Here is a 26,452-nt window from a genome sequence, read left to right on the forward strand (position 1 = left end):
TTTCGACGTTCGGGGTGCGTCCGGATCCGGGTCGCCGGCGGTGGAGGGGGGCCGGGCGGCCGTCAGGGCTGGGTGATCTTCTGGGCGGGATCGAAGACGTAGGCGCCGCCGCCGAGCGCGTGCAGCGACCCGACCTCGAATCCGGGCGGCGGGGTCGCGCAGCCGGCGCCGTTGATCTTCAGCTGCGCACCGGCCGGAACGGTGAAGCTGTGCGAGGCGTTGTCGTAGTCCCCTTGGATCTCGGCGGGCTTCTCGTCGGGCAGATTGGCATCCCTGGCCCCGAACCGGACCTTGCAGCGGCTCTGTCCGGCCGGAAGATCCGCGGTGAAGAAGACCCGCGATATCTGCACCGAGGCGGTGCCGTCGGGATTCGGGGCGTTGATGCTGAAGGCCCATGGCGTGCCGACCGCCGCGAGTTCCACCGGGCTCGTCCGGGTGGCGGTGCGCTGCGTGCAGCCGTTGAAGCGCACGTCGCCGAACTTCCCGACGACGAAGCGGCTGTTCCAGTGGCCTTCTCTGAGCTTCCCCTTCATCACGAGGGAATCGCATCTGAGTTCCGTCCCGGCCGGGCCGACCAGCACCAGCGGCGCCTGGGTTATGGTCACCGGGCCGCCGGGAGCCACGGTCCAGGTCGTGGGTTCCGTGGTCTCGTCGCATTTCTCGGTGGAGACGTTCGTGTTGCACCAGGGCCCGGACTCGATCTGCACGTAGTTTCCAGGCCCGGAGATGCTCGCCGTCAGCAGCGGGCTGAGGTCTTCGCCGACGCCGCAATGCGCGAACTTCGGTATCTCTATGTGTCCGGTGAGGGCGCTTCCGTCGGTGATGTTGAGGCGGCCGGTCCGGTAGTCGCCGGTGAACGTGTTGAGGTAGAGGATCGTCGGCGAGGTTCCGCATTTCTCGCCCAGGTCGAGCCGGACGCCATTGACGGAGGTCTCCCCGACGCCCATCTGGACGAATGCCTTCGTCCATGTCTCGTCACCGATCTCGACACCGTCGCGCTTGGCTCCGGGACGGCCCGCGTTCAGCGCCAGATCCGTTCGCAGGTTCCCTGTCGTCAGGCCCGTCGAGCCGGAGCCGGGCGGGGCGACCTGCTGCACCCTCGCGGTCGCGGTGGTGGGCATGAAACCGAACGAGAGCACCGACGCGGTCGACGGCATCGCCTCGGTGTTGAAATAGCCGCGCTGCTGGAAGTAGTTGGCCGTGTTGCCCGTCGCGCGGTTGGCCGCCATTCCGTAGACGGCCCGCCGGAGCAGCGTGAGCGCGGCCACCGGGGTGGCCGCGCCGACCTTCTTGACGTTCGCGAAACCGGCGGCGCGGATGCAGTACGGCACGCCCCTGCGGCGGGAGGGGTCGGCCGGGTTCTCCACCCAGTTCTCCGGGGCCTTGGGGTCGGGGAGGGAGGGGGTGTCGAAGACGTCCAGCAACCGTGGGTCCTCGTTGAAATCCCATGCCGGGTCGGTTCTGTAGTCCGGCACCCGGATGCATTCGGGGAGGCGTGCAGCGTTTCCGGCTGCGGACTGCGTGGACGGGGTGGTGCCTGCCTGGCGGTTGCTTGCGAGACCCACCGGTACCGAGCCCAGGATCACCTTACGTTCGGGGGTGCAGACCATTGCCGGGCTCGATGTGGTCGTCCCGTCCGTGTTCGTGGTGAGCGCGAATGCCAGGCGGGCGGCGGTCCAGGTCACATGACCCGGTGCCGGGGGTACGACGCCCGGCACCGGTCCCTCTCCGGTGAGCCGCAGCGCGCCGGTTCCGCCGCCCTTTTCGCGGATGTGGAAGACCGGCCAGTTCGTCTCCTCCCCTGATGCCCGGCCACCCTGGGAGACGACGACCGACAGGTTCGCCACGCCCGTCAGGCGCGCCGTCTCGTCCTGCCGCATGCCGCTCGCCGCCGGAGTGGCGGGCGGCGCGGCGGTCGGGACGTCCCGGAGCATCTCCCTCTTCAGCGCCTCCGGGACCGCGAGATCCAGGGACACCCTTCCCGGACGTATCGCCTCGCCCGCCGAAGCCCGCGCCGGTGTCCGGCCGCCCGCCACCCGCACCGTCACCCGGTGCACCGCGACGTCGGTCGCGCAGGTGTAGGGGATCTCGGCCGCCAGGGCGGCGCGGGCGGGAAGCGGTCCGGCGAGGAGTCCGGCGGCCGTGCAGCAGCCGGTGAACCCGGCCGTCCACGCGGCGCGTCTGGGCGTCAGGTGCATGTGGTCCTCATCGTGGGACGGGGGCCGCGCCGGCGCGGCGGCACGGCACGGCCCCCGGCAGGGATCGGGGCCCGGCGAGGCCGGGCGGACGGCGTGTCAGGGGCTGCTGATCTGCGGGGCCGGGGACTGGTTCACGTGGTAGGTGCCGTCGAGCTTCACCTTGTCGCCCGGGTTGATGAGCAGCGGGTCGCAGAACGCGTTGACCGTGGCGACCTCGAGGTTGTTCGACGTGCCGCCGAGCACGGTGAGGTTCGCGGTCGAGTTGTTGTACTTGCCGTCGACCGTCCCCGTGCCGCCGCCCGGGCCGGTGATCGTCGCGACGCAGCCGTCGTCGGCCTCGAGCCGCGCCTTCACGCCGGTGAGCCTGCCGATCGTCTCGGGCGCCGTGTAGGTGGTGCCTTCCAGCGTCCAGGGGAGGTTCTCGGGGATGAGGTGGACGAACAGGCCGCCCGGGCCGTCGCACCAGCCGTCGGGGTTGGCGGGGGTCGCGAACGTCACGCCGGTCACCGAGCCGAGCGGGTTCGCGCCGCCGGCCTTGTTCGGGACGGTGGCGTTCGCCGTGGAGTCGGTGCACGTCACGACCGCGCCGGTGGTGAGGTTCTCGGCGATGACGTTCCCGGTGTTGGACGCCGTGATCGAGCCGCCGTTGACGACGGTCCAGGTCGCGTCCGCGTGGGCGGGGGCCGCGGTCAGGCCGACGCCGGCCGCGGCGACGGCGGCCGCGGCGAGGTAGGTACGGATGAGCTTTCGCATGCCGGTTCTGCTTTCCTCATGGTGGTTTTTGTTTTAGCGGCCACTACCTTGAAGATACGCACCAGTAACCTGGCTATCAATACTTATCGCGACCCTTTCTGAATTTGTTCGGGCCATTGTCATCAAGTGCGTTTTCGATCTCTGATTCATTGTCACTGCGCCATGGTGTCGATGGTGGTGATTTTCCAGCGGCCGTTGACGTTGACGGCGTTCACCGCGAAGACGGCGGCGGAGTAACTCGTCTGGTTCTTGTCGGTGCGGGTGTTGCGCTGGTCGGCGAAGACGAGAAGGCGCGCCTCGTCGCCGGAAAGGGACTTGACCGCCGAGTCGGTGACCGTGGTGGTGAGCACCTGCTTCTGCCCGGGCGCCTGCCGGCGGACGAGCGCGAAGAGCTGGTCGTACTGCTGGACGGCCTTCCCCGTGAGCACTTCCCTGGCGGCCTTCTCGGTCTTGGCCACATCGGCGTAGTTGTAGGAGAAAGCGGTGTTCACGGCCGTGGTGATCTGCCCTTTCACCTCGGCCGTGCGGCCGTTGTCGCTGAGCGCGTCGTTGCGGGCGGACGCCGCGCCGGTCAGCTCGCCGGTCTGGCCGTGCAGCCAGGCGGCGGCCGCGCCGAACGCGACCGTGAGGGCGCCGAGGAACGCGATGAGGCGGCTGCGGCCGGAGCCGGGGACCGCCCGTCCGAGCGTGCTGATCGCTGCTGCCATGGGTGCCGCTCCTCGTCAGGGTGTTCCGGTCGGGGCCTGGCCGAGGGCCGACAGTTTCCAGCCCGAGGACGTTCGCGTGAGCTGCCCCGCGAATCTGCGCAGATTGCTCACCGGCCTCCCGTCGGCGCGGGTGATCGTCACGTTCACGGCGGCGATGACGGCGGCCTTTCCGGCACGGGCGTCGAGTTCGGTGAGCGCCGATTCGACGACTTTGGCGGAGCTCGTCGTCCCGGCCTTCTCGATATCGCTCTTGAGCCGCGCACGGCCCTGGACGATCTCGTCGTAGAGCTGGGCGGTCGACGAGTCCTGCCAGACCTTCAGGCCCGCGTCCACGCTGCGGTGATCGAGCGTGTTGAGGTTGACGATCGCCTGGTCGGCGGCGGCGAGGACGCGGTCGCGTTCGGCGGCGTAGGCCAGCGAGTCGTCAGCGGACGCGGAGCGGTAGGCGTAGCCGAACCACGCGCACGCCGAAGCGGCGGCCACGGTCACCGCCAGCGCCACCCTGACCAGCGGATCGGCGGTCTCGGTCACCTGCATTCCACCCCTTTCCCTCAGGCGGCCCGGAGGTCGCTGATACGCCAGCCGTGCCGGTCGTCGTAACGGGCCGTGACGATGAGCTGCGCCGCGACGGGCGCGCCGGTGGGCCTGCCGCCGCGGGTCGCGGTCTGGTCGAGGACGACCAGCAGGACCGCCGCCGTCCCGTCGCGGGTCAGTTCGATCAGCCCGGCCTTGGCGACCTTCGTGGTGAGGGCGAGCCTCATGACCGGGGCGTTCTGCTTCACCAGGCCGAACAGGCGGCGGTGGTCGGCGGTGGCGGGGCCGGTGAGGGCGGTGCGCGCCGCCCGCTCGGTGGCCGCGGGATCGGCGTGGGTGTAGGTGAAGATCCGCGCGACGTCGGCGGACACGTCCGCGATCACCTCGCTGGTCCGGGCCCGGTCGACGAGCGCGCGGTTGGCGGCCGGTGAGCCCTCGCTGCGCCTGTCCGCCCAGCCGTCCACCGCGAAGGCGGCCAGGGAGATCGCCAGGGCGAGGGCCACCGGCCACCACCCGCGTCCGATGGCCCGCGGCCGCGCCTTGCCGGGGACGCTCACGGCGTGCTCCTCGCGGGCGGCAGGGGCCGCAGCGAGCTGATCTTCCACACGCCGCCGACGCGCCGCATCCCGACCTCGTAGCGTTCGCGCTGCTCGGTGCCCTCGGCGGCGGCGCCGGCGGCGCCGGACGGGCCGGTGCGGATCCTGACGGAGGCGATCACGGTCGCCTCCCCCGCGGAGCGGTCGAGGGCGGTGACGGCGAGCGCGGTGACACGTCCCTGCGAGGGCGCCTTCTGCTTGGCGAACCTCGCGCGCGCGTTGGGCATGTCGCGTTCGAGCGCGTCGTGGAAGGGGCCGGTGGCGACGTCCAGCCAGTGCGCGAGGTCGAGCTCGGCGACCTTGGGGTCGATGCTGTTGAGCAGCGCGAGGTCGCGGACGGCCGTCCGGCTGACCTCGTCCCGCGCGGCGGCGAGGTCGTGGTCGGCGCCCCGGCCGGACTGGACCAGCGACCAGAGCGACAGGCACAGGAACGCGGTGGCGGCGGCCGTCAGCACGTAGCCGGCCGGGCGGATCCAGCGGGTCATGGCGCACCGCCGAGACCGAGGAGCGTCCGCAGGTCGGTGGGCCTGGCCGGAGGCGGGACGCCCTTGCGCGGGGCGTTGGCCGTGCCTCGGACGTTGATGCCGCTGCCCGGGGCCTCCGCGCAGTGCGCGCCCGTGTTGAATCCGGGGGCGGGCGACAGGTCGAGGCCGTTGCGGTAGCGGGTCCCGCCGTAGCCGCGCGTGCAGGGCTGCGGGTTGAAGAACGTGTTCACCAGGCCGAGCCGGATCTGCCCATCTGACACGATCGTGGAGCCCATGCCCGCGACCTTCGGCAGGTTGACGAGCAGCTCCTCCAGGGCGGCCTGGCGCGGCTCCCCCACCCGCGCGGTCGTGAGGAGGTTGGCGAGGAGGACGCCGAGGGCGGGGTCCAGGTCGCGCAGCAGCCTGGAGAGTTCACCGGCCGCGCCGGGGCCGGACGCGATGACCTTGCGCAGATCGGTGTCGGAGTCGCGGAGCTGCCGGGCCAGCAGGCGGGAGTCGGCCGCGAAGGACTTGAACGCGTCCGACATCTCGTTCTGCGTCCGCAGCACCGCCCGCCCGTTGTGGATCAGGGCGCGGGAGTCGGGGAACGCCGCGTCCGACGCCGCGACGAACCGGGCGCTGGTGTCGAGGAGCTGCTGGAGATGCGGGCCCTGCCCGGCGAACGCCAGCCCGAGCTCGTCGATCAGCACCCGCACGTCGGTGAGCGGGAGCGACGCGGCCAGGTCGTTGACGCTCTTCAGCGTCTCGCTGACCGGCGTCGGCGTGACCGTGGCGCTGCGCGGGATCGTGCTGCCCTGCGCCAGGTACGGCCCGGACGGCGCGCGGGGACGGAGGTCCACGTACTGCTCGCCCACGGCGGAGCGGTTCGCGACGATCGCCTGGAGGTCCGCCGGGATCCTCGCCGCCGAGTCGTCGATGCGGAGTTCGGCGATGACCCCGTCCCGGGACAGGTCGAGCGCGCCGACCGTCCCGACGGTCACGCCCCGGTACGACACCGCGGACCCCTCGAACAGCCCGCCGGTGGTCGCCAGGTCGAGGCGGACGGTGTAGTAGCCGCGCATCCCGACGTGGCGGCCGAGGTCGGCGTAGGTGACGCCGATGTGGCCGACGACCAGCGCCGCGATCACGGCGAACGCGACGATCTTGATCCGGGTGACGGCGGTGAGCATGTCAGTTCCCCTCCCCGAGCGTCGGCAGCGGCAGGGCGGGCCGATCATCAGGAGCTTGCGGAGCGAGCGGCTGCGGCGCCGGGGCGGTGGGGGCGCCGGGCTCGGAGCCGTCTCCGGCGTCCGGGCACGGGGTCGGGATCGGGCCCGCGGGCGGCGCGGCGGCCAGGGCCCGCAGCCGTTTCAGGTCCGAGCGCGGGTCGTACTCCTTGACCGGCGGGATCACGCAGTTGCCGCCCGTGGTGGCGACGACGGTCAGGTAGCCGTTGAGGTAGTCGCCCTTGACGCCCTTGAGCGCCTCGTCCGTGAACGGGTAGGTGAGCAGCACCTCCAGCGACTTCGGCAGGTCGCGGCCGGAGTCGGCGAGCTTGCGCAGGATCACCGCGAGGGAGCGCAGGTCCGCGACGGTGTCGTCCTTGCTGGCGTTGATCGTCTTGACGGCGACGTCCGCGAGTCTCTCCAGCTTGCGCAGCATCTCCACGAGCTGTCCGCGCTGCTCGTCCAGGACCTTCAGGCCGGGCGACAGGTCGTCCAGGACGGTCTCGACCTGCCCGTTGCGGGACGCGACCGTCGCCGAAAGCCGGTTCAGGCCGTCCAGCGCGTCCACGATCGATCGCCGGTTGCGGTTGAGCGTCGCCGTCAGGTCGTCGAGGTTCCGCAGCGCCGACCGGATCGTGTCCTCCCGGCCGCCGAGCGCCTTGTTCAGCTCGCGGTTGATCGTCCGGATCTGCGGGAGCCCGCCGCCGGACAGCAGCAGCGACAGCGCGCCGAAGACCTCCTCGGTGTCGGCGTTCCGCGTCGTCCGGGCGACCGGGATCGTGGCGCCGTCGGTCAGCGGCCGCGCGGACGGTGCCGTGGCCGGGGCGGCGAGCCGGATGTACTTCTCCCCCAGCAGGCTCGACTGCTCCAGGTTCGCGGTGGCGTTCGCGGGGAGCCGGACGTCGCCGTTCACCAGCAGCGTCACCTCGGCGTTCCAGGAGCCCTCCGGCAGCGCCACCTTCTGCACCCGCCCGACCGGGACGTCGTTGACCCGGACGGCGGCCTGCGGGACGAGGTTCAGCACGTCCTCGAACTGCACCTTCACCGTGTACGGGTGGTCGCCGAGATCGGCGCCGCCGGGCAGCGGGACGTCCTCGATCCGCATCGAGCAGCCCGCCGCCACGGCCAAGGCGGCGAGGATCGCGACGAGCCTGGACGCGCGCATCAGCGGCCTCCCTGCCCGGCATAGGTGCGTCCGGCGGGCGGCAGCGGCAGCGGCAGCAGCCCGGACGCCTGCGACGGCGGCACCGCGACCAGCCCGGACGTCGTCAGCCGCTCGCACTGCTCCCGGAGCGTCCCGGCCGCGGACGCCGCCGCCGCGCACACCGGCCGCAGGTCGGCGGCGGGCGGATCGACGCCCGGCTGGCTCGCGCTCCCGAACGCCTTGGTGATCTCCAGCAGGTTGCCGCGCGTCATCAGCGACCGCGTCTTCGGGTCGTAGGCGTTGAGGGCGTTCTGGGTGAGCAGCGGCGCGGTGTCGAGGATCTCGGCGAGCGAGGCGCGCTGGTCGACGAGCACCTGCGTGATCCCGGCGAGCTTGCCGACGTTCTGCTCCAGCAGCGCCCGGTTGTCCTCGATGAACCCCTTGACCTCGGCGAGCGCCAGCGCGAGGCTGCGCAGCGCCGCGCCCAGCTCGTCCCGGTCGGCGGCGAGGAACCCGCTGACCTCGGCGAGCTGGCCCTCCGCCAGCCGGATCTGCGCGTCGTTCTCCCTGAGCATCACGCTGAACCTGTTGAGGTTGGCGACGGTGGCGTACAGGTCGCCGCTGGAGTCCGACAGCGTCTGCGACGCCTTCCCGAGGTCGGCGATCGTGGTGTTGAGGGCCTTGCCGTTGCCGCCGAGGTTGGCGGCGCCGACGCGGACGACGTCCGACAGCGCGCCGTGCGCGTTCACGCCCTGCGGGCCGAGGTCGGCGGAGAAGCGCCGGACGGCGTCGTACAGCTGGTCGAGTTCGAGCGGCGTCGCGGTGCGGCTCTGGTCGATCGACGCGCCGTCCGGCAGCCGCGGGCCGCCGCCGTAGGCGGGGTCGAGCTGCACGTACCGGTCGGACACCAGGTTCGGCGCGATCACGACGGCGCGCGCGCCGGCGGGAACGGGCACGTCCTCGTCCACCCGCAGGACGGCCTTCACCCGGTCGCCGAGCGGCTCGATCGTGTCGACCGACCCGACCTTCACGCCGAGGACGCGCACGTCGGAGCCGGGGTAGACGCCGATGGCGGTGGCGAACTCCGCGGTGATCCGCCGCGACGGCCCGCCGCCCAGGACGGGGATGAGCGCCACCGCGGCCAGGATCACGAAGCCCGCGAAGAGAGCCTCCACGACGCGCGTCCGGTGGTCTCGTATCGGGGACGGCAACCGCATTATCGGCCTCCCGTCAGATGGGGCGGTTTGCAGCCGGTCACGGGCGGCTTCCAGTTGCCGTTCTCCAGGTAGTTCTTGGGGACGGTGCCGCACAGGTAGCCGTCCACCCAGCGCCCGTTGCCCATCGCGTTGCCGACGACGCGGATGTAGGGGGCGGCGGTCTCCAGCGTCCGGTCCAGGTTCTTCTGGTTCCGTGCGAGGACGTCGGTGACCTCGTTCAGCGACGCGAGCGTCGGCTGGAGTTTCCAGCGGTTGTCGTCGACCAGCCCGATCAGCTCGTCCGCGAGGCGGCGCGTGCCGACCAGCAGCGCGTGGATCGCCTCGCGGCGGCGGCGCAGCTCGTCCAGGATCAGGTTGCCGTCCTTGAACAGCGTCCTGAACTGGTCGTTCTGCGCGGCGAGGGTGCCGGACAGCTTCTTGGTCCCGGCGAGGAGCCGCGCCAGCTCCGCGTCCCGCGACGCGATCGTGGTCGACAGCGCCGACACGCCCTTCAGCGCGACGCGGACGCTCGCCGGGGTGTCCTCGAACGTCGTGGAGATCGTCTGGAGGCTGGAGGCGAGCCTGGCGGTGTCGAGCCGGTCGAACGTCCGGCCGAGGTCCTCGAACGCGGTCGTGACGTCGTACGGGGAGACGGTCCGGTCGAGCGGGATCGGCCGCGCGGGGTCCTGCGGGCGGGCGCCGAGCGGGTCGAGCTGCAGGTACTTCGACCCGAGCAGGGTCTTGATCATGATGTTGGCGCGGGTGGCGTCGCCGACCCAGGTGTCCTTGACCCGGAAGGTGACCTTCACCTTGTTCCCGGCCAGCGCGACCCCGGTGACCTTGCCGACCTTGACCCCGGCGACGCGGACCTCCTGGCCGTCCTTCAGCCCGGCGGCCTCGGAGAAGTACGCGCTGTAGGTCGTCCCGCCGCCGATGACGGGCAGGTCGTCGGCGCGGAAGGCGAGCGCGCCGAGCGCCAGCAGCACGGCGATCCCGGCGGCGGCCACCGCGATCGGGTTGCGCTCCCGCAGCGGCTTCATCCGCTTCATCCGCGGCACCTCGCGTCCTTGATCGGGATGCCGGTCGGCGGCGGCCGGTCGGATACGTCGGCGCCGGCCCAGGTGACGCCGACGAGCTTGACCTCGCACTGGTAGAAGTTCATCCACGACCCGTAGGAGCCCAGCCGCCCGAGCGTCGCCGTCTTCCCCGGCGAGCGCCGCAGGAAGCGCTCCAGCAGGGGCTCGTCGCGGTCGAGGTTGCCGGCGAGGCGGCCCAGGTGGACGATGTCGTCCTTCAGCGGCGGGCGCGCGACCTGGAGGAGCCCGGCGGTGGCGCTGGTCAGGTCGGCGATCGACCCGAGCGCCTCGCCGATCGGCCTGCGGTCGGCGGCGAGCCCGGAGGTGAACCGGCGCAGCGTGGTGACGAGGTCGACGAGCTGCCGGTCCCGCGCGTTGACGGTCTGGACGACGCTGTTCAGGTTCGTGATGACCTGCCCGATCACCCGGTCCTTCGCGGCGAGCGTGGTGGTCAGCTCCCCGACCGTGCGCAGCAGGCTCTCGATGGTCCCGCCCTCGCCTTGGAGCACCTTGACGATCGACTCCGACAGCTTGTTGGCGTCGCCGGGCGACAGCGCCTGCATCAGCGGCTGGAAACCCTGGAACAGCTGGGTGAGGTTGAGCGTGCCCGTCGTCTGCCGGACCGGGATCGTCCCGCCGGGTTTCAGCGCCGCGCCCGGAGAACCGGGGCCGCGGCTGAGGGCGATGTACCGTCCGCCGACCAGGTTCAGGTACTTGACGGCGGCGGTCGCCGACGCCGGGATCCGCCGGTCGCGGTCGACCTCGAACGTGACGCGCGCCAGCCGCCGGTCGCTGACCTCGATCTTCTCGACCTGGCCGACCTCGACGCCCGCGATCCGGACGCCGTGCCCCGGATGCAGCCCGGCGACGTCGGTGAACTTGGCGTGGTAGGTGACGCGGTCGCCGCTGGTCGCGCCGGTGATGCTGGAGGCCAGCAGCATCGTCGCCGCCGCCGTCACCGCGATGAAGATCAGCGAGCTGGTGAGCGGGAACGCCAGGCCCCGCAGCCCCTGTCCGGTGAGCCTCACCTGACCGTCACCTCCGTGCCCCGGTAGATCGGGCCGATCAGGACGCTCGACCAGTCCGGCAGCTCCTCGGGGACCTCGTCGAGCGACGGCCCGGCCAGCTCGTTGACCAGGTCGTTCTCGGACGCCGAGTTCGCGGGCCCGAGCCCGCTCCCGGCCGCACCGCCGCCGCCCTGGCCGGGGACCCCGCCCGCGGCCAGCACCCGGGGCCCGTCGGCGGCCAGGTACGGGACGCTCGGGCAGCGCGGCCCGCCGCCCGAGCCGTACCGCGGCTTGTCCTTGCCCGGCAGGTAGCGGCCCTGCTGCGGGACGGACACGACCACACCGTGCACGCCGTGCTTGCCGGTGCCCTGCCCCAGCACCCGGTTCATCTTCGGGACGAACTCCGCGAGCGTCCGGAACGTGCAGGGCGCGGCCGGGGCGTACCGGCGCATCAGCTCCAGGCTCCCCCGGCTCGCGGACGCCAGCGCGATGATGTTCCCGGAGTTGGCGCGCAGGAAGCCGTCCAGATCGGCGGACGATCCCGACACCGCGTCGTACAGGCTCGCGATGGCCGTGCGCTGCTCGGCGAGCGTCCGGCTGGTCACCGTGAAGTCCGTGAGTGCCTGGAGCAGGTCGGGGGCCGCGTCGGAGGCGTGCCGCGAGAACTCCGCCAGCTCGGCGAGGTTGCGCGTGAGCGCCGGGACCTCCGGGTTGAGCTTGCGGAGGAACGCGTCGAGCTGCTCGAAGGTGCGGCCGATCTGGTCGCCGCGCTGCTGGAGCGCGGTCGCCATCGCGTTCAGCGTGGCCGACAGCTTCGCCGGCTGGACGGCGTTCAGCAGGTCCATCGTGTGGTTGAGGACCTCCGACAGCTCGACCGCGTTCTCGCTGCGGTCCTCGGAGATCACGTCGCCCGCTTCGATCGGCCTGGCGGACGAGCCGTCCGGCGGGACGAGCGACACGTACCGGGCGCCGAACACCGTCGTCGGCAGCAGCCGCGCCCGCACGTCCGCCGGGACCCGATCGGCCAGCTCCGGTTTCAGCGCCAGTTCGAGCTTCGCGCCCGTCCCGTCCGCCTCGATGGAGCGGACCTCGCCGACGACGACGCCGCGGACCTTCACCTCCGCCATCGGATGCATCTCGTGGCCCGCCGTCGAGGTGCGCAGCGTCACCGTCGTCACCTCGGTGAACCGCTTGTCGTAGATCGCGATCGACAACCAGATCAGCAGCGCCGGGACCAGCAGGAACGCCACCCCGGTGAGGCGCTGCCCGGCCACGTGCCGGGTGGTTCGTCGCGGCATGTCAGCCCGTCACCTTCACCGTCGTCGTGGCCCCCCAGATGGCGAGGCTGATGAAGAAGTCCGTCACGCTGATCAGCACGATCGCGGTGCGGACCGCGCGGCCGACGGCGACGCCCACGCCGGCGGGGCCGCCGGCCGCGCGGTAGCCGTAGTAGCAGTGGGCCAGGACGACCATGACGCTGAAGATCAGCACCTTGGCGAACGACAGCACCACGTCCTCGGGCGAGAGGAAGATGTTGAAGTAGTGGTCGTAGGTCCCGGCCGACTGCCCGTTGAACCAGAGCGTCACCTGCCTGGACGCCAGGTAGGAGCTGAGCAGCCCGATCCCGTACAGCGGGACGATCGCGACCGTCCCCGCGATGATCCGGGTCGTCACCAGGTACGGGACGGACTGGATGCCCATGCCCTCCAGCGCGTCGATCTCGTCGTTGATCCGCATCGCGCCGAGCTGGGCGGTGAAGCCCGCGCCGACCGTCGCCGACAGCGCGAGCCCGGAGACCAGCGGCGCGATCTCGCGGGTGTTGAAGTACGCGGACACGAACCCGGTGAACGCCGCCGACCCGATCTGGTCGAGCGCCGCGTACCCCTGGAGCCCGACGACGACGCCGGTGAACACGGTCATGCCGATCATCACGCCGACCGTGCCGCCGATGACGGCGAGCGCGCCGCTGCCGAACGCGACCTCGCCGAGCAGCCGCAGCGACTCCCGCATGTAGCGGCGGACGGCGCGCGGCGTCCACAGCAGCGCCCGGACGTAGAAGCCGAGCTGGTCGCCGGGCCCGTCCAGCCACGACACGAGCTTCACCGGACGGAGCCGCCGCGCACCGGGGATCGCCACGTCACGCTCCCTTCGGCGGGACGACCTGGAGGTAGATCGCCGTGAGCACGAGGTTCACGAAGAACAGCAGCAGGAACGTGATGACGACCGACTGGTTGACCGCGTCGCCGACGCCCTTCGGCCCGGGGCTCGGGTTCAGCCCGCGGTAGGCGGCGACCACGCCCGCGATGAACCCGAAGAGCAGCGCCTTCAGCTCGCTGATGTAGAGGTCGGGGAGCTGCGCGAGGGCGGAGAACGAGGCGAGGTAGGCGCCGGGCGTGCCGTCCTGCATCAGCACGTTGAAGAAGTAGCCGCCCGCGACGCCGACGACGGACACGAGCCCGTTCAGCAGCACCGCGACCGCCATGCAGGCCAGGACGCGCGGGACGACGAGCCGCTGGATCGGCGAGACGCCCATGACCTCCATCGCGTCCATCTCCTCGCGGATCGTCCGGGAGCCGAGGTCGGCGCAGATCGCCGAGCCCGCCGCGCCGGAGATCAGCAGCGCCACGATCAGCGGGCTGGCCTGCTGCACCACGGCGAGGACGCTCGCGCCGCCGGTGAGCGACTGCGCGCCGAGCTGCTTGGCCAGCGACCCGACCTGCAGCGAGATGACGGCGCCGAACGGGATGGACACGAGCGCGGTCGGCAGGATCGCGACCGAGGCGATGAACCAGAACTGCTGGATCAGCTCGCGGACCTGGAACGGCCGCCGGAACGTCATCACCAGCACCGTCCCGGCGAGCGCGAACAGCCGCCCGACCTGCCGCAGCGCGCCCGCGCCCGGCACCACCGGCGGCGCGGGATCGGGCGTCGAGGGATCAAGGCCGGTGGTCTCAGGGCGTGCCATGGCCGCTGCCCTCCTGCCGGTTGGCGCGGATGGCCCGCTGAGCCTGGGGCGAGAGCTGCGGGAACATCGCGTTCACGCGCAGCGCGTGCCGGAACTCGCCCTGGCGCGGCGGCATCCCGGGCGTCGGGCGGAGCTGCGGCGGGATCTCGATCGTCCGGCGCGCCGGCGGGCGGGCGGCGGCCTCCGCGGCGAGGAGCGCGGCGTCCTTCTCCTCCGACATCCCGATCGGCCCGCGCACGTCGCCGTGCAGGAACTGGGCGACGGCGGGTTCGTCGCTGGTGAGCAGCGCCTCGCGGGGGCCGAACGCGACCAGGTCGCGGCGGTACAGCATCCCGATGTTGTCGGGGACGGTCGAGGCGATCTCGATGTTGTGGGTGACGATCAGCATCGTCGCGTCGATCCGCGCGTTGACGTCGATCAGCAGCTGCGACAGGTGCGCGGTGCGGACGGGGTCGAGCCCCGAGTCCGGCTCGTCGCACAGGATGATCTCCGGGTCGAGGACGAGCGCGCGGGCGAGCCCGGCCCGCTTGCGCATGCCGCCGGACAGCTGGCCGGGCAGCTTGCTCTCCGCGCCGATGAGGCCGACCAGCTCCATCCGCTCCAGCACGATCCGCCGGATCTCGGCCTCCTTCTTGCGGGTGTGCTCGCGGAGCGGGAACGCGATGTTGTCGTAGAGGGTGAGGGAGCCGAAGAGCGCGCCGTCCTGGAACATCAGGCCGAACCGCTTGCGGGCCTCGTAGACGAGGCGGTCGCGGTCGTTGACCATGTCCACGCCGTCGATCAGGACGCGCCCCTCCTCGGGCTTGAGCAGGCCGATCAGCGATTTGAGGAACACCGTCTTGCCGGTGCCGGACGGGCCGAGCAGCACGCTCACCTCCCCGGCGGGCAGGGTGAGGGTGACATCGCGCCAGATCACCTGCGGCCCGAACGCCTTGGTCAGGCCCTCGACGACGACTTCGATTCCCACGCACACCACCACTCGCGATAAAGCACGTCGCGAGGACGTTACGGCCGAGTAGCCCACGCATTCAATAGGGCTTCGCAGGATTCCTGACGCAATTCGATGAATGGCACCCAAAAATTGTCACCGGGTTAGTCTTCGAGGTCCGGAAACACAACACCGGTGATTACCTGGCGGTAACTTGAGGGGGTTCGGGGGCCTGCCGGCCCGTCCCGGCGGTCCCGGTTTGTCACCGAGCCATCAACCGAACCCCGTTCTTGTCACTTCACGCGCAAAAACGCGCCGTTCCGCGGGCCGCCGGGCGAGATGGTCTTGCCAGCGCCGGGTGGTGACTTTATGTTCGCGGTGTTCTCAGCCGGCCGATACGGAGGTCGCCTTTCCCATGTCGCAGGCATTGGAATGGTCCGAGACCGACCGGAGCCAGCGCGTCTTCCGCGCCTTCCTCGAGCTGCTGCGCGCGGAACTGCCCGATGTCGCGCAGGAGGTCGTCACCGAGATCAAGCAGAGCATCCCGGAGTACGACAGGGCGCACCTGTCCGCCTACGACCGGATCCTCCGGCTCAGCGTCGACCTCCTGCTCGCCGGCCTGCTGGACAAGGTCGCCGACCCGGGCGCCTCCACCGCCCAGCGCGACGAGACCTGCCGGGCGCTCGGCCATTTCGAGGCCGTCGAGGGACGCAGCCTCGACCTCCTCCAGGCCGCCACCCGCACCGCCTTCCACATCGCCTGGCGCCGGACGGTGACCGCCGCCGAACGCGAGCGGGTCCCGACCGCCGTCGTCGCCACCATCGTCGACGCGATGCTCGTCTACCTGGACGAGGTCGTCGCGCAGGCCCGGCTCGGCCACCAGCAGGCCACCGGCCACGCCGACATCCGCCGCCGCGAGGACCGCAAACGGCTCCTGCACCTGATCCTCCAGCAGCCCGCGGTGGTGCCCGAGGCGATCGAGGGGCCGGCCAAGTCCACCGGCTGGTGGCCGCTGCCCGAGGAGGCGACGCTCGTCGCCATCCACCCCGACGCCCCCTACACCCGCGCGGCGCTGGACGCCGACGTCCTCGCCGACCTGGACTCCGCCGAACCGTGCCTGCTCGTCCCGGGACCGCTCACCGCGCCGCGCCACGCCATGCTGCGCGCCGCGCTGGCCGACGCGAGCTCGGTCATCGGCCTCACGCTGCCGCTGGAGCGGGCGACGCACTCGCTGCGCTGGGCGCGCCGCGTCCTCGGGCTCGCCGAGGAGGGCGTCATCCGGGACGGCTCCCTCATCCCGTGCCGCGACCACCTCATGACCATGTGGCTGCTGTCCGACCCGCCGCTGATCGAGGAGCTGACCCGGCGGCACCTGGAACCGCTGCGCGATGTGTCCGACGGCCAGCGCCGCCGCCTCGTCGAGACGCTCGCCGAGGCCGTCACGACCCGGGCCACCGCGGTCGACATCGGCGAACGGCTCAAGATCCATCCGCAGACCGTCCGGTACCGGCTCCGGCAGCTGGAGAGCTATCTCGGCGACAGCCTGGACGACGCCGACGCGCGCTTCTCCTTGGACGCCACCCTCCGCGCCGCCAGCCTGCACCGCCGCCGCACGCTGAACAGGCGCGGCGCCCCCGGCCCCTGAGCCCGCCCGACCGCGTCACCGCCGGATGCGACACTCTGCCCATGACACTGGGAACGATCGTGCTGACGGGAGCCGCCGGACGGGTCGGCGCCGCGCTCCGGACACCGCTGCGGAACGAGGCGGAGCGGCTCGTCCTCGCCGACCGCGCGCCGCTGCGCGCCGAGGCGCCGAACGAGACCGTCCACCGGACCGACCTGTCCGACGCGGCGCAGATCATGGACGGCGCGGACGCGGTCGTCCACCTGGCCGGGGTGTCCGACGAGGCGCCGTTCCCCGACCTGGTCGAGGGCAACATCCTCGGCACCCAGCGCATCCTGGAGGCGGCGCGCGTCACCGGCGTCCGGCGCGTCGTGCTCGCCAGCAGCAACCGGCTGACCGGCTGCTACCCCTCGACCGAGACCGTGTCCGCGCGGATGCCGCCGAGGCCGGACGGCCTGTACGGGGTCAGCAAGGTCGCCACCGAGGCGCTCGCCCGCCTCTACGCCGACAAGTTCGGCCTGGACGTGGTGTGCCTGCGCATCGGCAGCCTCGAACGCCGCCCCTCCGAGCCCCGGCATCTCGCCACCTGGCTGAGCCATCGCGACTGCGCCGGGTTCGTCCGCGCGGCGCTGACCGTCCCGTCGCCGGGATTCCTCGCCGCCTATGCCGTCTCCGCCAATGCGCGCCGATTCTGGGAACTGGACGGACGGCTCGGCTACGAACCGGTCGATGATGCAGCAACTTACGACATTCCGGACACATTTGTCGGGCCGGGCGTACCGCAGGGCGGTGCCTACGCGTCCGCGGAATTCACGCTCCAGTATCTCGACGGTCCCGCGCCCGAGGGCCGGTGATGGTACGGGCCACAGTGGGCGCGACGGAGCGTTATCCTGACGTTCGGATTACCGGTTCCTGACGGAAAGTCGAAGGGTCCATGCCGACGTCGACCTGGTTCCGCCTCAATGTCGCCAAGCGCGAGCGGGTGTTCGAGGTGGCGATGCGCGAGTTCGGAGAGAACGGGTACTCGACGGGAAGCCTGAACACCATCGCGCGCGAGGCCGGCATCGCCAAGGGCTCCCTCTTCCAGTACTTCAGCGACAAGCTGGAGTTCTTCGCGTTCGTGTGCGACGAGGCGTCGCGCCGCGTCCGCGAGGAGATGGAACGCCGCATGGAGCTGATCGATTTCGACCAGCCGTTCGACGAATGGCTGTTCGACGCGCTCTGCGACTGGACCGAGTACATGGCGGAGCATCCGCTGGAGCGCGGCATCACCGCCGCGACGAACTTCGAACTCGACAACAGCGTCCGGTCCGTCGTCCGCGACACCGCCAACTCGCACTATCTGCAGGTGATCCATCCGCTCCTGCAGCTATGCCAGGAGCGGGGCACGATCCGCGAGGACGCCGACCTCGACGTCATCGCCACCTGGCTGATGACGCTGCTGCCGTTCCTCGCCCTCGCCCCGTACTACGACGGCCTCGACCCGATCCACCACCTGCGCGGCCGCAGCCCGGCCGAGCAGCGCCCGGTGATCCGCCAGCTCATCGCGGGCTTCAGCCCGATCTTCACGCCGCAGAAATAGCGTTTCAGCGGCGCAGCGCGAACTCCTCCGGCCGGGCCTTGCGGGACCCGGCCCAGAACTCGAACGTGTGGCCCGGCCACAGCGTGCGGTTCACGCCCTGAGCGTCCAGGTACCAGCTGTCGCAGCCGCCCTCGTTCCAGACGGCGCGGCGCAGCCGCCGCTGCAGGCGGTCGTTGAAACGGCGGGACGCCTCCGGCTTCGGCTCGATCGTGTCCGCGCCGCTCTCCTGCAGCAGGCGCAGGCAGCTCAGCACGTGCTGGATCTGCACCTCGATCATGAAGACCACCGAGTTGTGGCCGAGGCCGGTGTTCGGCCCGAGCAGCATGAAGAAGTTCGGCATGCCGGGGATCGTCGTGCCGCAGTGGGCCTCGATGCCGTCCGCCCAGATCTCCTGGAGCTTGACGCCGTCCCGCCCGGTGACGCGCAGGCCGGTGAGGGCGTCGGTCACCTTGAAGCCGGTCCCGTAGATGATGCAGTCGACCTCGTGCTCGCGCCCGTCCGCGGTGAGGATGGAGTGCTCGCGCACCTCGGCGATCCCGGACGTCTCCAGCTCCACGTTCGGCCTGGCGAGCGCCGGATAGTAGTCGCTGGACAGCAGGATCCGCTTGCAGCCGATCGTGTAGTCCGGCGTCACCTTGGCGCGCAGCTCCGGGTCGGCGATCTGGTGCTCGATGTGCCGCCGCGCGACCCGCTCCTGCGGCCCCGACAGGCGCGGGTCGATGGTGAAGCCGATCGCGCGGGCCTCCAGCGCCCAGTAGATGCCGCCGCGGAACGCCCGCGCCGCACCCGGGATCATCCCGAACGCCTTGCGGACCACCCCGGGGATGGCGAAGTCGGGCTTCGGCTGGACCCACGGCGGCGTCCGCTGGAACACCACGAGTTCCGCTGCCTGCTCCGCGACCCGCGGGACGAACTGGATCGCGGACGCACCCGTCCCGATGACCGCGACGCGCTTGCCGCCCAGCTCATAGGAGTGGTCCCACTCGGCGGAATGGAACGCCGTGCCGCGGAACCGCTCGATGCCCGGCAGGTCCGGAAAGGACGGGATGTGCAGCGCGCCGATGCCGGACACGACGGCCTTCGGGGTGAGGACGGTCCCGTCCGCGAGCCGCACGTTCCAGCGCCGGGACGCGTCGTCGTACTCCATCGAGTCGACGGCCGCGCCGAAGCGGATGTGCTCGCGCACCCGGTACTTGTCGGCCGTCCGCTCCATGTAGGCGCGGATCTCGGGCTGCGGCGCGAACATCCGCGACCAGCCCGGGTTGAGCTCGAAGGAGAAGGAGTACATGTGCGAGGGGACGTCGCAGGCGCAGCCGGGGTAGGTGTTGTCGTGCCACGTCCCGCCGAGGGCGTCGCTCTTCTCCAGGATCACGAAGTCGTGGAAACCGGCCTGCTTCAGCCGGATCGCCATGCCGAGGCCGGCGAAGCCGGAGCCGATGACGACGATCGCCGGGGCGCGCTCGCTCATATCCCGTCCTCTCGCGTAACCTACTCGCAGTAAGTTACCCGGAGTAGGTTACTGACGGTAGATCCAATTGGAGGATCCCCCTGTGAGTGCCGCCACACCCCGTCCACGCCGCCGGATGTCCCGCGCCGACCGCGAGCGGCAGATGCTGGACGTGGCCGAGGAGGTGTTCGGCGAGCGCGGCTACCGGGCCACCTCCATGGACGAGATCGCCGAGCGCTGCGGCGTCTCCAAGCCGATGCTCTACGAGTACTTCGGCTCCAAGGACGGCCTGCTCGTGGCCTGCGTGACCCGCTCCAAGGCGGAGCTGCTCGACCTCACCCAGAAGGCCATGGCCGGGGCGAGCGACCCCAAGGACATCCTGTGGCGCGGCATGGTCGCCTACTTCAGGTTCGTCCACACCCACAGCAGATCGTTCTCCATGCTTCTCCGCGAGCCGCTCTCCGCGCCCCCGTCCGCCGCCGAGGCCGTGGACGCGACGCGCAGGCAGCAGAGCACGCTGATCGCGGGCGCGCTGTCCACGTTCGCGCCGTCCGCGCCCGCCGAGGTCATCGACGCCTTCACCCAGATCATCATGGGCGGCAGCGAGCGCCTGGCACACTGGCAGACGCAGCACCCCGGCGTCTCCCCCGAGGACGCGGCCCGCCATATGACCGACTTCTGCTGGAACGGGCTCAGCCCGTACCTGCCGGACGCGTCCTGAGTACGGTTGGCTCCATGCCTCTCGCGCACTTCGACGGAGCGCTCGCCGTCGTCACCGGAGCCGGCAGCGGGATCGGCCGGGCCACCGCCCTCGCCCTCGCCGAGCGCGGCGCGCACGTCATCGCCGCCGACATCGACCTGGCCGCCGCCGAGCGGACCGTCACCCTCGCGAAGACGGTCGGCGCCGGAGCCTCCCCCTACGAGGTGGACGTGTCCGACGCCGCCGCGATGGAGACCTTCGCCGCCGAGGTCAGGGAGTCCCGCCGGGCGCCCGACATCGTCGTCAACAACGCCGGCATCGCGCTCGCGGGCTCGTTCCTCGACACCGGCCTGGACGACTGGAACGCCGTCCTCGGCGTCAACCTGTGGGGCGTCATCCACGGCTGCCGCCTGTTCGGCAAGCAGATGCGGGACCGCGTCGAGGCCCTCCCCAACAAGCCCGACAAGCCCAACTTCGGCGGCCACATCGTGAACATCGCGTCCGCCGCCGCCTACAGCCCCACCCGCACGCTGCCCGCCTACTGCACGACGAAGGCCGCCGTCCTCATGCTCAGCGAGTGCCTGCGCGCCGAGCTGGCGGGCTTCCGCATCGGCGTCACCGCCGTCTGCCCCGGCTTCGTCAGCACCGACATCGTCAAGAACGGCACCTACGTCGAGGGCGACGAGCCGGCCAGGGAACGGCTCCGCGAGCGCGGCCAGTGGGCCCTCAAGCGGCGCAACTACCCGCCGGAGAAGGTCGCCGAGCGGATCGTCCAGGCCATCGTCAAGAACAAGCCGATGATCCCCGTGAACTTCGAGGGCCACCTCCTGCACGCGGCATCAAGGGTGTCCCCCGCATCCCTGCGCCTCCTGGCCAGAATCCCCATCCCCCGCCCCTGACGCCGGAACGGCGGGTAGTTCCAGTTCGAACCATTTCTCTCAAGGTCGAAACAGGATTGAGAAAATGGTTCGCGAATGCGGGGTCACTGGTACATGAGAGGGGAGCAAAAGGGCCGCGGAGCGAGGTCCACTCCGCGGCCCGTCGACGCGTACAGGTTGTTGACCTGGGATCTCACCTCACCCAGGACACTCCTACCGATTGCGCGGCCACGTCGTCGACCTCCTCCTCCCCGGGTATCTCAAGCACGCCGACGACCTGGCATGGTCCCGGGAGCATGATCGGCGCACCCCCTCCCCTTACCGGAACACCCTAGAAGCTATTGACAGCACATATGCCTTGATCGGCCGATTCAGGTCAGAAATGATTTAGCACGGCGAGGACTTCGCGGGCGACGGCGGTCACCGTGGCGATGCAGGGGCCCTCTCGCGCGTCCTGGGCGGCCCTGCCCGGCGCCCGCTCGGCGTAGGTGACGGTGAAGACCGCGTTGCGGACCCTGGCGGTGACTTGCCCGACCACGGACGGGCGTCCGTGGTCCGCGCGGTACCAGCGGTACGCCTCGTCCCCCAGGGCCCGGTCGCGTTCGAGGGTGATCGTCCGGACGAGCCGGGCGTCGTGCGCCTGCGTCCACTGGGTGGCGTAGTAGTCCTTGGCGTCCTGGACCGGGGTCGTGGTGTTGCCGGACGAGTACAGGCGCGCCTCCACACGCAGCCATGGGAACGCCGCACCCGTCGGGGTGTAGGTGCATGTGGTGAGCGTCGAGTTCGCGTTCTCCGTGCGCGTCGCCATGGGGACGGTGCGGTCGATGGTGCCTTTCGAGACCGTTTCGCATGGGGGCGGGAGCGCGGTGAGCGTCGCGCTCTGGCGCGTTCCAACCGGTGGTGTCGGACGCACGGTCGCCTTCTCCTTGCCCTGGCCGGGCACCACCAGGAAGGCCGCCACGGCGGCAGCGGCGAGGAGCCCGGCGGTCACGAGGACCGCGAGCCGCTTCGGCAGCCGGCGGGCGGGAGCCGGCGGCTCCGGCGGCGAGTAGGGCCGGTGGAACGGTCCGCCCGGACGCTGAAGGCTCAAGCCCCGCTCCTCACTCTCCCCGTCAGATCACCGATTGGCCCCACGTCAAGGTAGGTCAGGCGCGCGGGATCTGGCCAGTGTTGATTGTCGGTGCAGGTGGACACAATGAGGGGGTGCTGATAGCGGACATCACCCGGACGTCGGCGGCCGTGGCCGCCACGCCCGGCCGGAAGGCCAAGGTCGCGGCGCTCGCGGAGTGCCTGCGCGCGGCGGAGCCGGACGAGGCCGCGATCGTGGTCTTCTACCTGTCCGGCGAGCTGCCCCAGCGGCAGATCGGCGTGGGGTACGCCGCGCTGCGCGACGTCCCGGAGCCCGCCGCGGAGCCGTCCCTGACGGTGCTGGGCGTGGACGCGGCCTTCACCGAGATCGGCGCGGTGTCCGGGCCGGGCTCGGTGGCCCGGCGGCGCGAGCTCGTCGCGGGGCTGCTCGGCCGCGCCACCCCTGCCGAGCAGGACTTCCTGATCAGGCTGCTGGCGGGCGAGCTGCGGCAGGGCGCGCTGGACGGCGTGATGGCGGAGGCGATCGCGGCGGCGGCCGAGGTACCGTCCGCGGAGGTGCGGCGGGCGTTCATGCTGCGCGGGTCGCTCGGGCCCGTCGCGACGGCGGCCATGGCCGAGGGCGTCGGCGGGCTGCGCGGGTTCACGCTTGAGGTCGGGCGCCCGATCAAGCCGATGCTGGCGGCGTCCGCGCCGTCCATCGACGAGGCGTTCGCCAAGCTCAAGGCCGAGGCGGCCGTGGAGTGGAAGCTCGACGGCATCCGCGCGCAGATCCACGTGTCCGGGGGCGAGGTGCGGGTGTTCACCCGGACGCTCGACGAGATCACCTCCCGGCTCCCGGAGGTCGTGGCGGCCGTGCGGGAGCTGCCCGTCCGCGACGCCGTGTTCGACGGCGAGCTGATCGCGCTGCGGCCGGACGGGCGTCCCCACCCGTTCCAGGTCACGGCCGCCCGCACCGCGACCCGCACCGCCAAGAACACCGAGCCCGTGCCGCTGGCCGTGTTCATCTTCGACGTCCTGCATCTCGACGGCGCCGACCTGCTCGACGCCCCGGGCGCGGAGCGGAACGAGGCGCTCGTCCGGGTCGTGCCCGAGGAACTGCGGATGCCGCGCGTGATCACCGGCGACCCGGCGCGGGCGAAGGAGGTCTTCGACGAGGCGGTCGCGCGCGGCCACGAGGGCGTCGTGGTCAAGTCCCTCGACACGCCCTACACGGCCGGGCGGCGCGGCGCGGGCTGGATCAAGGTCAAGCCGCGGCACACCCTCGACCTCGTCGTCCTCGCCGTCGAATGGGGGCACGGGCGGCGGCAGGGCCTGCTGTCCAACCTGCATCTCGGCGCCCGCGACCCCGAGACCGGCGGGTTCGTCATGCTCGGCAAGACGTTCAAGGGCCTCACCGACGAGCTGCTCGCCTGGCAGACCGAGCGGCTCCGCGAGCTGGCCGTGCGGGAGGACGGCTGGACGGTCCACGTCCGTCCCGAGCTGGTGGTCGAGATCGCGTTCGACGGCGTCCAGCACAGCCCCCGCTACCCGGGCGGCATCGCGCTGCGGTTCGCGCGCGTCCTGCGGTACCGGCCGGACAAGTCCGCGGCCGAGGCCGACACGATCGACACGGTCCGCGCCGTCGCGCCCGTCATGGACTGACGCGAGTCAGCTCGGGCGGTCGTCGAGCGTCGCCGGGTCCGGGTCCCGGGCGGAGGGCGCGGTGCTCGGCGGCGGTTCCTTCTCGGGCGCGGCGCGGTCGGGGACGGCTCGTCCGCGGGCGGCCCGGTCGCGGGACGCGCGGTCCGGGGCGGTGCGGCGGGCCTGGCGTCTGGACACGGCGCGCGTCCGCAGGCGCGGCGCGCCCCTGCCGCGGGCGCGGTCCTCGCGGGAATCGGCGCGGCGCCGCTCGCGTGCCGCGCCCCGCCGTTCGGGCCACGTGCCGGTCTTGCGTCCGGTGCGCGCGGCGCGGGCCGCGCGGGCGGCGGCCTTGCGTTCCGCGCGGGCTGCGGCCCGGCGCTCGGCGCGCGCCGTCGACCTGCGGAGGCGGCGGCGGGCGCGCTCGGCCGCCTCGGTGCGGCGTTGCAGCAGCTCCGGCGGGATGAGGTCGTGCCGCCCCGCGATGAACTCCTGCACCCAGATCTTGCCGCGGATGAGCGGCCGCCGGAGCCGCTTCTCCCGCCGGACGGCCCGCAGGTAGCGGCGCGAGCCCTCGTCGTAGCGCCAGCGCGACCAGGGCGAGGCGGGCCGCGCCACCCGCACGGACCCGACGATCAGCAGCGCGGGCAGGAACAGCCCGATCAGCCCGGTCCAGATCTTGCCCTTCAGCAGCGTGATCACGGCGAGCGCGAGGTTGCCGGCGAGGAACGCGACGTAGCCGACGCTGAGGTCGCCGCCGCCCGGATCGATGCCGATGCCCTCGTAGCCGAACGGGCGGACGCCGAGCAGCAGCAGCCCCGTCATGGCGATGGCGACGAACACGGCGTCGACGGACGCGCGGCCCTTCTCCGTCCAGTAGACGTCGCTGAGGTGCAGGATGAGGGCGAACTCGTCCAGGACGAGCGCCGAGCCCATCCCGAACACGGCGGCCGCGACCAGGTCGAGCCGGACGTGCCCGTCCGGCACGGCGAGGCTCGCGACCCCGCCCGCCAGCATCAGCACGACACCGAACACGACATGGTGAATGTGCACGTCACCAGCGGTCACGTTCCGGAACCAGCGCACGTCCGAACGGATCAGCCGCACGTTCACCCGCGTCAGCACGAACGTGATCATGAACGCGACGAAGAACCCGAACAGCGGCAGCCGCCCGGTCTCCACGATGCGCGCGTCGAACATCTCGATCAATCTGCCCCCCGCAGCCTCCATCATGCCCGGTGACATGCGCGGATATCGTGGGACCCGGACACGCAATCAACCCCGGCCCCGGTCACGGAGGCCTGAACCCAAGCCGAGGTCACGGGTCGTGCGGCCGGAGGCGCCCAGCGCCGGAGGTCGCACGACCCGAGCACGGCGGGTGCGTTTCGCGAGACGCGCCAGCGGCTCGGGAAACGCACCCGCCGTGCCTGACGGGGGTTCCAGGGGGTCGCCCCCCTGGGCAAACACAGCGCCCCGCGCCGGAGGTCGCACGAACCGAGCACGGCGGGTGCGTTTCGCGGGACGCGCCAGCGGCCCGGGAAACGTGCCCGCCGTGCCTGACGGGGGTTCCAGGGGGTCGCCCCCCTGGGTCAACAAAGGAGTCGCCGTGAACCGCACCGTGGACCGCTGGGATCCCGCGTACCGCACGTGGGTCGCGGAGGCGATCCGGCTGGTCGACGCCGACGCCAACCGCAGCGCCGACACGCACCTGCACGTGTTCCCGCTGCCGCCCGGCTGGGGCATCGACCTGTACCTGAAGGACGAGTCCGTCCACCCGACGGGGTCGCTGAAGCACCGGCTGGCGCGGTCGCTGTTCCTGTACGGGCTGGCGAACGGCTGGATCCGCGCGGACACGACGGTGATCGAGGCGTCCAGCGGGTCGACGGCGGTGTCGGAGGCGTACTTCGCGCGGCTGCTGGGGCTGCCGTTCGTCGCGGTGATGCCCGCGTCCACGAGCCCGGAGAAGATCCAGCTGATCGAGTTCTACGGCGGGCGCTGCCATCTGGTGTCCGACCCGTCCTCGATCTACGACGAGTCGCGGCGCCTCGCGGCCGAGTGCGGCGGCCACTTCATGGATCAGTTCACCTACGCGGAACGTGCCACGGACTGGCGCGGCAACAACAACATCGCCGAGTCGATCTTCGAGCAGTTGCGGCTGGAGCGCTTCCCCGAGCCGTCCTGGGTGGTGGTCGGCGCGGGCACCGGCGGGACGTCCGCGACGATCGGCCGCTACGCCCGCTACCGGCGGTTCCAGACGCGGCTCGCGGTCGTCGACCCGGACGGCTCGGCGTTCCACGGCTCGTTCGCCGACGGCGACCCGGAGCGGACCGCCGCGGGCTCCCGGATCGAGGGCATCGGCCGGCCGCGCGTCGAGCCGTCGTTCCTGCCCACGGTGATCGACCGGATGATCCAGGTGCCGGACGCGGCGTCCGTCGCCGCGATGCGCTGGACGAGCGAGGTCAGCGGGCGCCACGTCGGCGGCTCCACCGGCACCAACATGTGGGGCGCGGCGGAACTGATCGCCGAGATGCGGGCGCGCGGGGAGCGCGGCAGCGTCGTCACGCTTATCTGCGACGGCGGCGAACGCTACACCGGCACCTACGGCTCGGACGCCTGGCTGGCCGCGCAGGGCCTCGACATCGAGCCGTACCTGACCGCGCTGGAGGACTTCCTGAAGACCGGGAAGCTGCCCCCCGTCCGCTGACGGCGGGGCGCCGGACG

General features: G+C 71.7%; 25 protein-coding genes. 7 read left to right on the forward strand and 18 right to left on the reverse strand.

Going from position 1 to position 26,452, the window contains the following annotated elements:
- Positions 1 to 62: 62 nt before the first annotated feature.
- The 15 genes from ACH34S_RS01790 to ACH34S_RS01860 all read right to left on the reverse strand — a co-directional run bounded on the left by ACH34S_RS01790 (position 63) and on the right by ACH34S_RS01860 (position 14,833).
- A complete protein-coding gene (locus ACH34S_RS01790) occupies positions 63 to 2,198 on the reverse strand; it encodes a DUF6801 domain-containing protein (protein WP_395950571.1) in 2,136 nt (711 codons plus the stop codon).
- A 96-nt stretch (positions 2,199 to 2,294) separates the two neighbouring features.
- Entirely contained in the window at positions 2,295 to 2,951 is a 657-nt protein-coding gene (locus ACH34S_RS01795) for a hypothetical protein (RefSeq protein WP_395950572.1), read from the reverse strand.
- A gap of 152 nt (positions 2,952 to 3,103) precedes the next feature.
- On the reverse strand, positions 3,104 to 3,658 hold the full coding sequence (locus ACH34S_RS01800) for a hypothetical protein (RefSeq protein ID WP_395950573.1): 555 nt from the start codon (positions 3,656 to 3,658) through the stop codon (positions 3,104 to 3,106).
- A 15-nt stretch (positions 3,659 to 3,673) separates the two neighbouring features.
- Complete coding sequence (locus tag ACH34S_RS01805; protein ID WP_395950574.1) at positions 3,674 to 4,195, reverse strand: hypothetical protein; 522 nt, start codon at positions 4,193 to 4,195, stop codon at positions 3,674 to 3,676.
- Positions 4,196 to 4,209: 14 nt separating this feature from the next.
- Positions 4,210 to 4,749 carry a hypothetical protein gene (locus tag ACH34S_RS01810; RefSeq protein WP_395950575.1) on the reverse strand — a complete coding sequence of 180 codons (540 nt, stop codon included), beginning with the start codon at positions 4,747 to 4,749 and terminating at the stop codon, positions 4,210 to 4,212.
- Entirely contained in the window at positions 4,746 to 5,273 is a 528-nt protein-coding gene (locus tag ACH34S_RS01815) for a hypothetical protein (RefSeq protein WP_395950576.1), read from the reverse strand. Before ACH34S_RS01815 ends, ACH34S_RS01810 begins: the two co-directional genes overlap by 4 nt.
- Positions 5,270 to 6,442, reverse strand: coding sequence for an MCE family protein (locus ACH34S_RS01820; protein WP_395950577.1), 1,173 nt, complete (start codon positions 6,440 to 6,442; stop codon positions 5,270 to 5,272). Before ACH34S_RS01820 ends, ACH34S_RS01815 begins: the two co-directional genes overlap by 4 nt.
- Position 6,443: 1 nt before the next feature.
- Entirely contained in the window at positions 6,444 to 7,643 is a 1,200-nt protein-coding gene (locus ACH34S_RS01825) for an MCE family protein (protein ID WP_395950578.1), read from the reverse strand.
- The gene (locus ACH34S_RS01830; protein ID WP_395950579.1) at positions 7,643 to 8,839 is read right to left on the reverse strand and encodes an MCE family protein; all 1,197 of its coding nucleotides are present in this window, start codon (positions 8,837 to 8,839) and stop codon (positions 7,643 to 7,645) included. The genes ACH34S_RS01825 and ACH34S_RS01830 overlap by 1 nt, the downstream gene beginning before the upstream one ends.
- A complete protein-coding gene (locus ACH34S_RS01835; RefSeq protein WP_395950580.1) occupies positions 8,839 to 9,867 on the reverse strand; it encodes an MCE family protein in 1,029 nt (342 codons plus the stop codon). The genes ACH34S_RS01830 and ACH34S_RS01835 overlap by 1 nt, the downstream gene beginning before the upstream one ends.
- Positions 9,864 to 10,922 (reverse strand): MCE family protein, encoded by a 1,059-nt coding sequence (locus ACH34S_RS01840; RefSeq protein ID WP_395950581.1) that lies wholly within the window; start codon positions 10,920 to 10,922, stop codon positions 9,864 to 9,866. The genes ACH34S_RS01835 and ACH34S_RS01840 overlap by 4 nt, the downstream gene beginning before the upstream one ends.
- Positions 10,919 to 12,199 (reverse strand): MCE family protein, encoded by a 1,281-nt coding sequence (locus ACH34S_RS01845; protein ID WP_395950582.1) that lies wholly within the window; start codon positions 12,197 to 12,199, stop codon positions 10,919 to 10,921. The genes ACH34S_RS01840 and ACH34S_RS01845 overlap by 4 nt, the downstream gene beginning before the upstream one ends.
- 1 nt (position 12,200) lies before the next feature.
- A complete protein-coding gene (locus ACH34S_RS01850; RefSeq protein ID WP_395951416.1) occupies positions 12,201 to 13,031 on the reverse strand; it encodes an MlaE family ABC transporter permease in 831 nt (276 codons plus the stop codon).
- Positions 13,032 to 13,038: 7 nt separating this feature from the next.
- Positions 13,039 to 13,740 (reverse strand): MlaE family ABC transporter permease, encoded by a 702-nt coding sequence (locus tag ACH34S_RS01855; protein ID WP_395951417.1) that lies wholly within the window; start codon positions 13,738 to 13,740, stop codon positions 13,039 to 13,041.
- Positions 13,741 to 13,852: 112 nt separating this feature from the next.
- A complete protein-coding gene (locus ACH34S_RS01860; RefSeq protein ID WP_395950583.1) occupies positions 13,853 to 14,833 on the reverse strand; it encodes an ABC transporter ATP-binding protein in 981 nt (326 codons plus the stop codon).
- Positions 14,834 to 15,209: 376 nt separating this feature from the next.
- Here ACH34S_RS01860 and ACH34S_RS01865 point away from each other — a divergent pair, with 376 nt between their 5' ends.
- From ACH34S_RS01865 to ACH34S_RS01875, 3 genes are all read left to right on the forward strand, one after another.
- Positions 15,210 to 16,439 (forward strand): helix-turn-helix domain-containing protein, encoded by a 1,230-nt coding sequence (locus ACH34S_RS01865; protein ID WP_395950584.1) that lies wholly within the window; start codon positions 15,210 to 15,212, stop codon positions 16,437 to 16,439.
- A gap of 41 nt (positions 16,440 to 16,480) precedes the next feature.
- Positions 16,481 to 17,272, forward strand: coding sequence for an NAD-dependent epimerase/dehydratase family protein (locus tag ACH34S_RS01870; protein WP_395950585.1), 792 nt, complete (start codon positions 16,481 to 16,483; stop codon positions 17,270 to 17,272).
- An 80-nt stretch (positions 17,273 to 17,352) separates the two neighbouring features.
- The gene (locus tag ACH34S_RS01875; protein ID WP_395950586.1) at positions 17,353 to 18,000 is read left to right on the forward strand and encodes a TetR/AcrR family transcriptional regulator; all 648 of its coding nucleotides are present in this window, start codon (positions 17,353 to 17,355) and stop codon (positions 17,998 to 18,000) included.
- Positions 18,001 to 18,004: 4 nt separating this feature from the next.
- Here the strand turns inward: ACH34S_RS01875 and ACH34S_RS01880 are convergent, their stop codons facing one another.
- The gene (locus ACH34S_RS01880; RefSeq protein WP_395950587.1) at positions 18,005 to 19,468 is read right to left on the reverse strand and encodes a flavin-containing monooxygenase; all 1,464 of its coding nucleotides are present in this window, start codon (positions 19,466 to 19,468) and stop codon (positions 18,005 to 18,007) included.
- A gap of 82 nt (positions 19,469 to 19,550) precedes the next feature.
- On the opposite strand from ACH34S_RS01880, the gene ACH34S_RS01885 reads away from it, so the two are divergent.
- Positions 19,551 to 20,168, forward strand: coding sequence for a TetR/AcrR family transcriptional regulator (locus ACH34S_RS01885; protein WP_395950588.1), 618 nt, complete (start codon positions 19,551 to 19,553; stop codon positions 20,166 to 20,168).
- 14 nt (positions 20,169 to 20,182) lie between these two features.
- Positions 20,183 to 21,046 carry an SDR family NAD(P)-dependent oxidoreductase gene (locus tag ACH34S_RS01890; RefSeq protein ID WP_395950589.1) on the forward strand — a complete coding sequence of 288 codons (864 nt, stop codon included), beginning with the start codon at positions 20,183 to 20,185 and terminating at the stop codon, positions 21,044 to 21,046.
- A 355-nt stretch (positions 21,047 to 21,401) separates the two neighbouring features.
- Here ACH34S_RS01890 and ACH34S_RS01895 read toward each other — a convergent pair whose 3' ends face one another.
- Positions 21,402 to 22,115, reverse strand: a complete 714-nt coding sequence (locus tag ACH34S_RS01895; RefSeq protein WP_395950590.1) for a hypothetical protein — start codon at positions 22,113 to 22,115, stop codon at positions 21,402 to 21,404.
- 113 nt (positions 22,116 to 22,228) lie between these two features.
- Here ACH34S_RS01895 and ACH34S_RS01900 point away from each other — a divergent pair, with 113 nt between their 5' ends.
- Complete coding sequence (locus ACH34S_RS01900) at positions 22,229 to 23,755, forward strand: ATP-dependent DNA ligase (RefSeq protein WP_395950591.1); 1,527 nt, start codon at positions 22,229 to 22,231, stop codon at positions 23,753 to 23,755.
- Between the two features lie 6 nt (positions 23,756 to 23,761).
- On the opposite strand, the gene ACH34S_RS01905 is transcribed toward ACH34S_RS01900, so the two are convergent.
- On the reverse strand, positions 23,762 to 24,931 hold the full coding sequence (locus tag ACH34S_RS01905) for a hypothetical protein (RefSeq protein WP_395950592.1): 1,170 nt from the start codon (positions 24,929 to 24,931) through the stop codon (positions 23,762 to 23,764).
- Between the two features lie 406 nt (positions 24,932 to 25,337).
- Between ACH34S_RS01905 and ACH34S_RS01910 the strand changes: the two genes are divergently transcribed.
- Positions 25,338 to 26,435 (forward strand): PLP-dependent cysteine synthase family protein, encoded by a 1,098-nt coding sequence (locus tag ACH34S_RS01910; protein ID WP_395950593.1) that lies wholly within the window; start codon positions 25,338 to 25,340, stop codon positions 26,433 to 26,435.
- The last annotated feature ends 17 nt before the right edge of the window (positions 26,436 to 26,452 follow it).

This window comes from Actinomadura sp. 3N508 (assembly GCF_044326375.1).
In the GTDB taxonomy this organism is placed as follows: domain Bacteria; phylum Actinomycetota; class Actinomycetes; order Streptosporangiales; family Streptosporangiaceae; genus Spirillospora.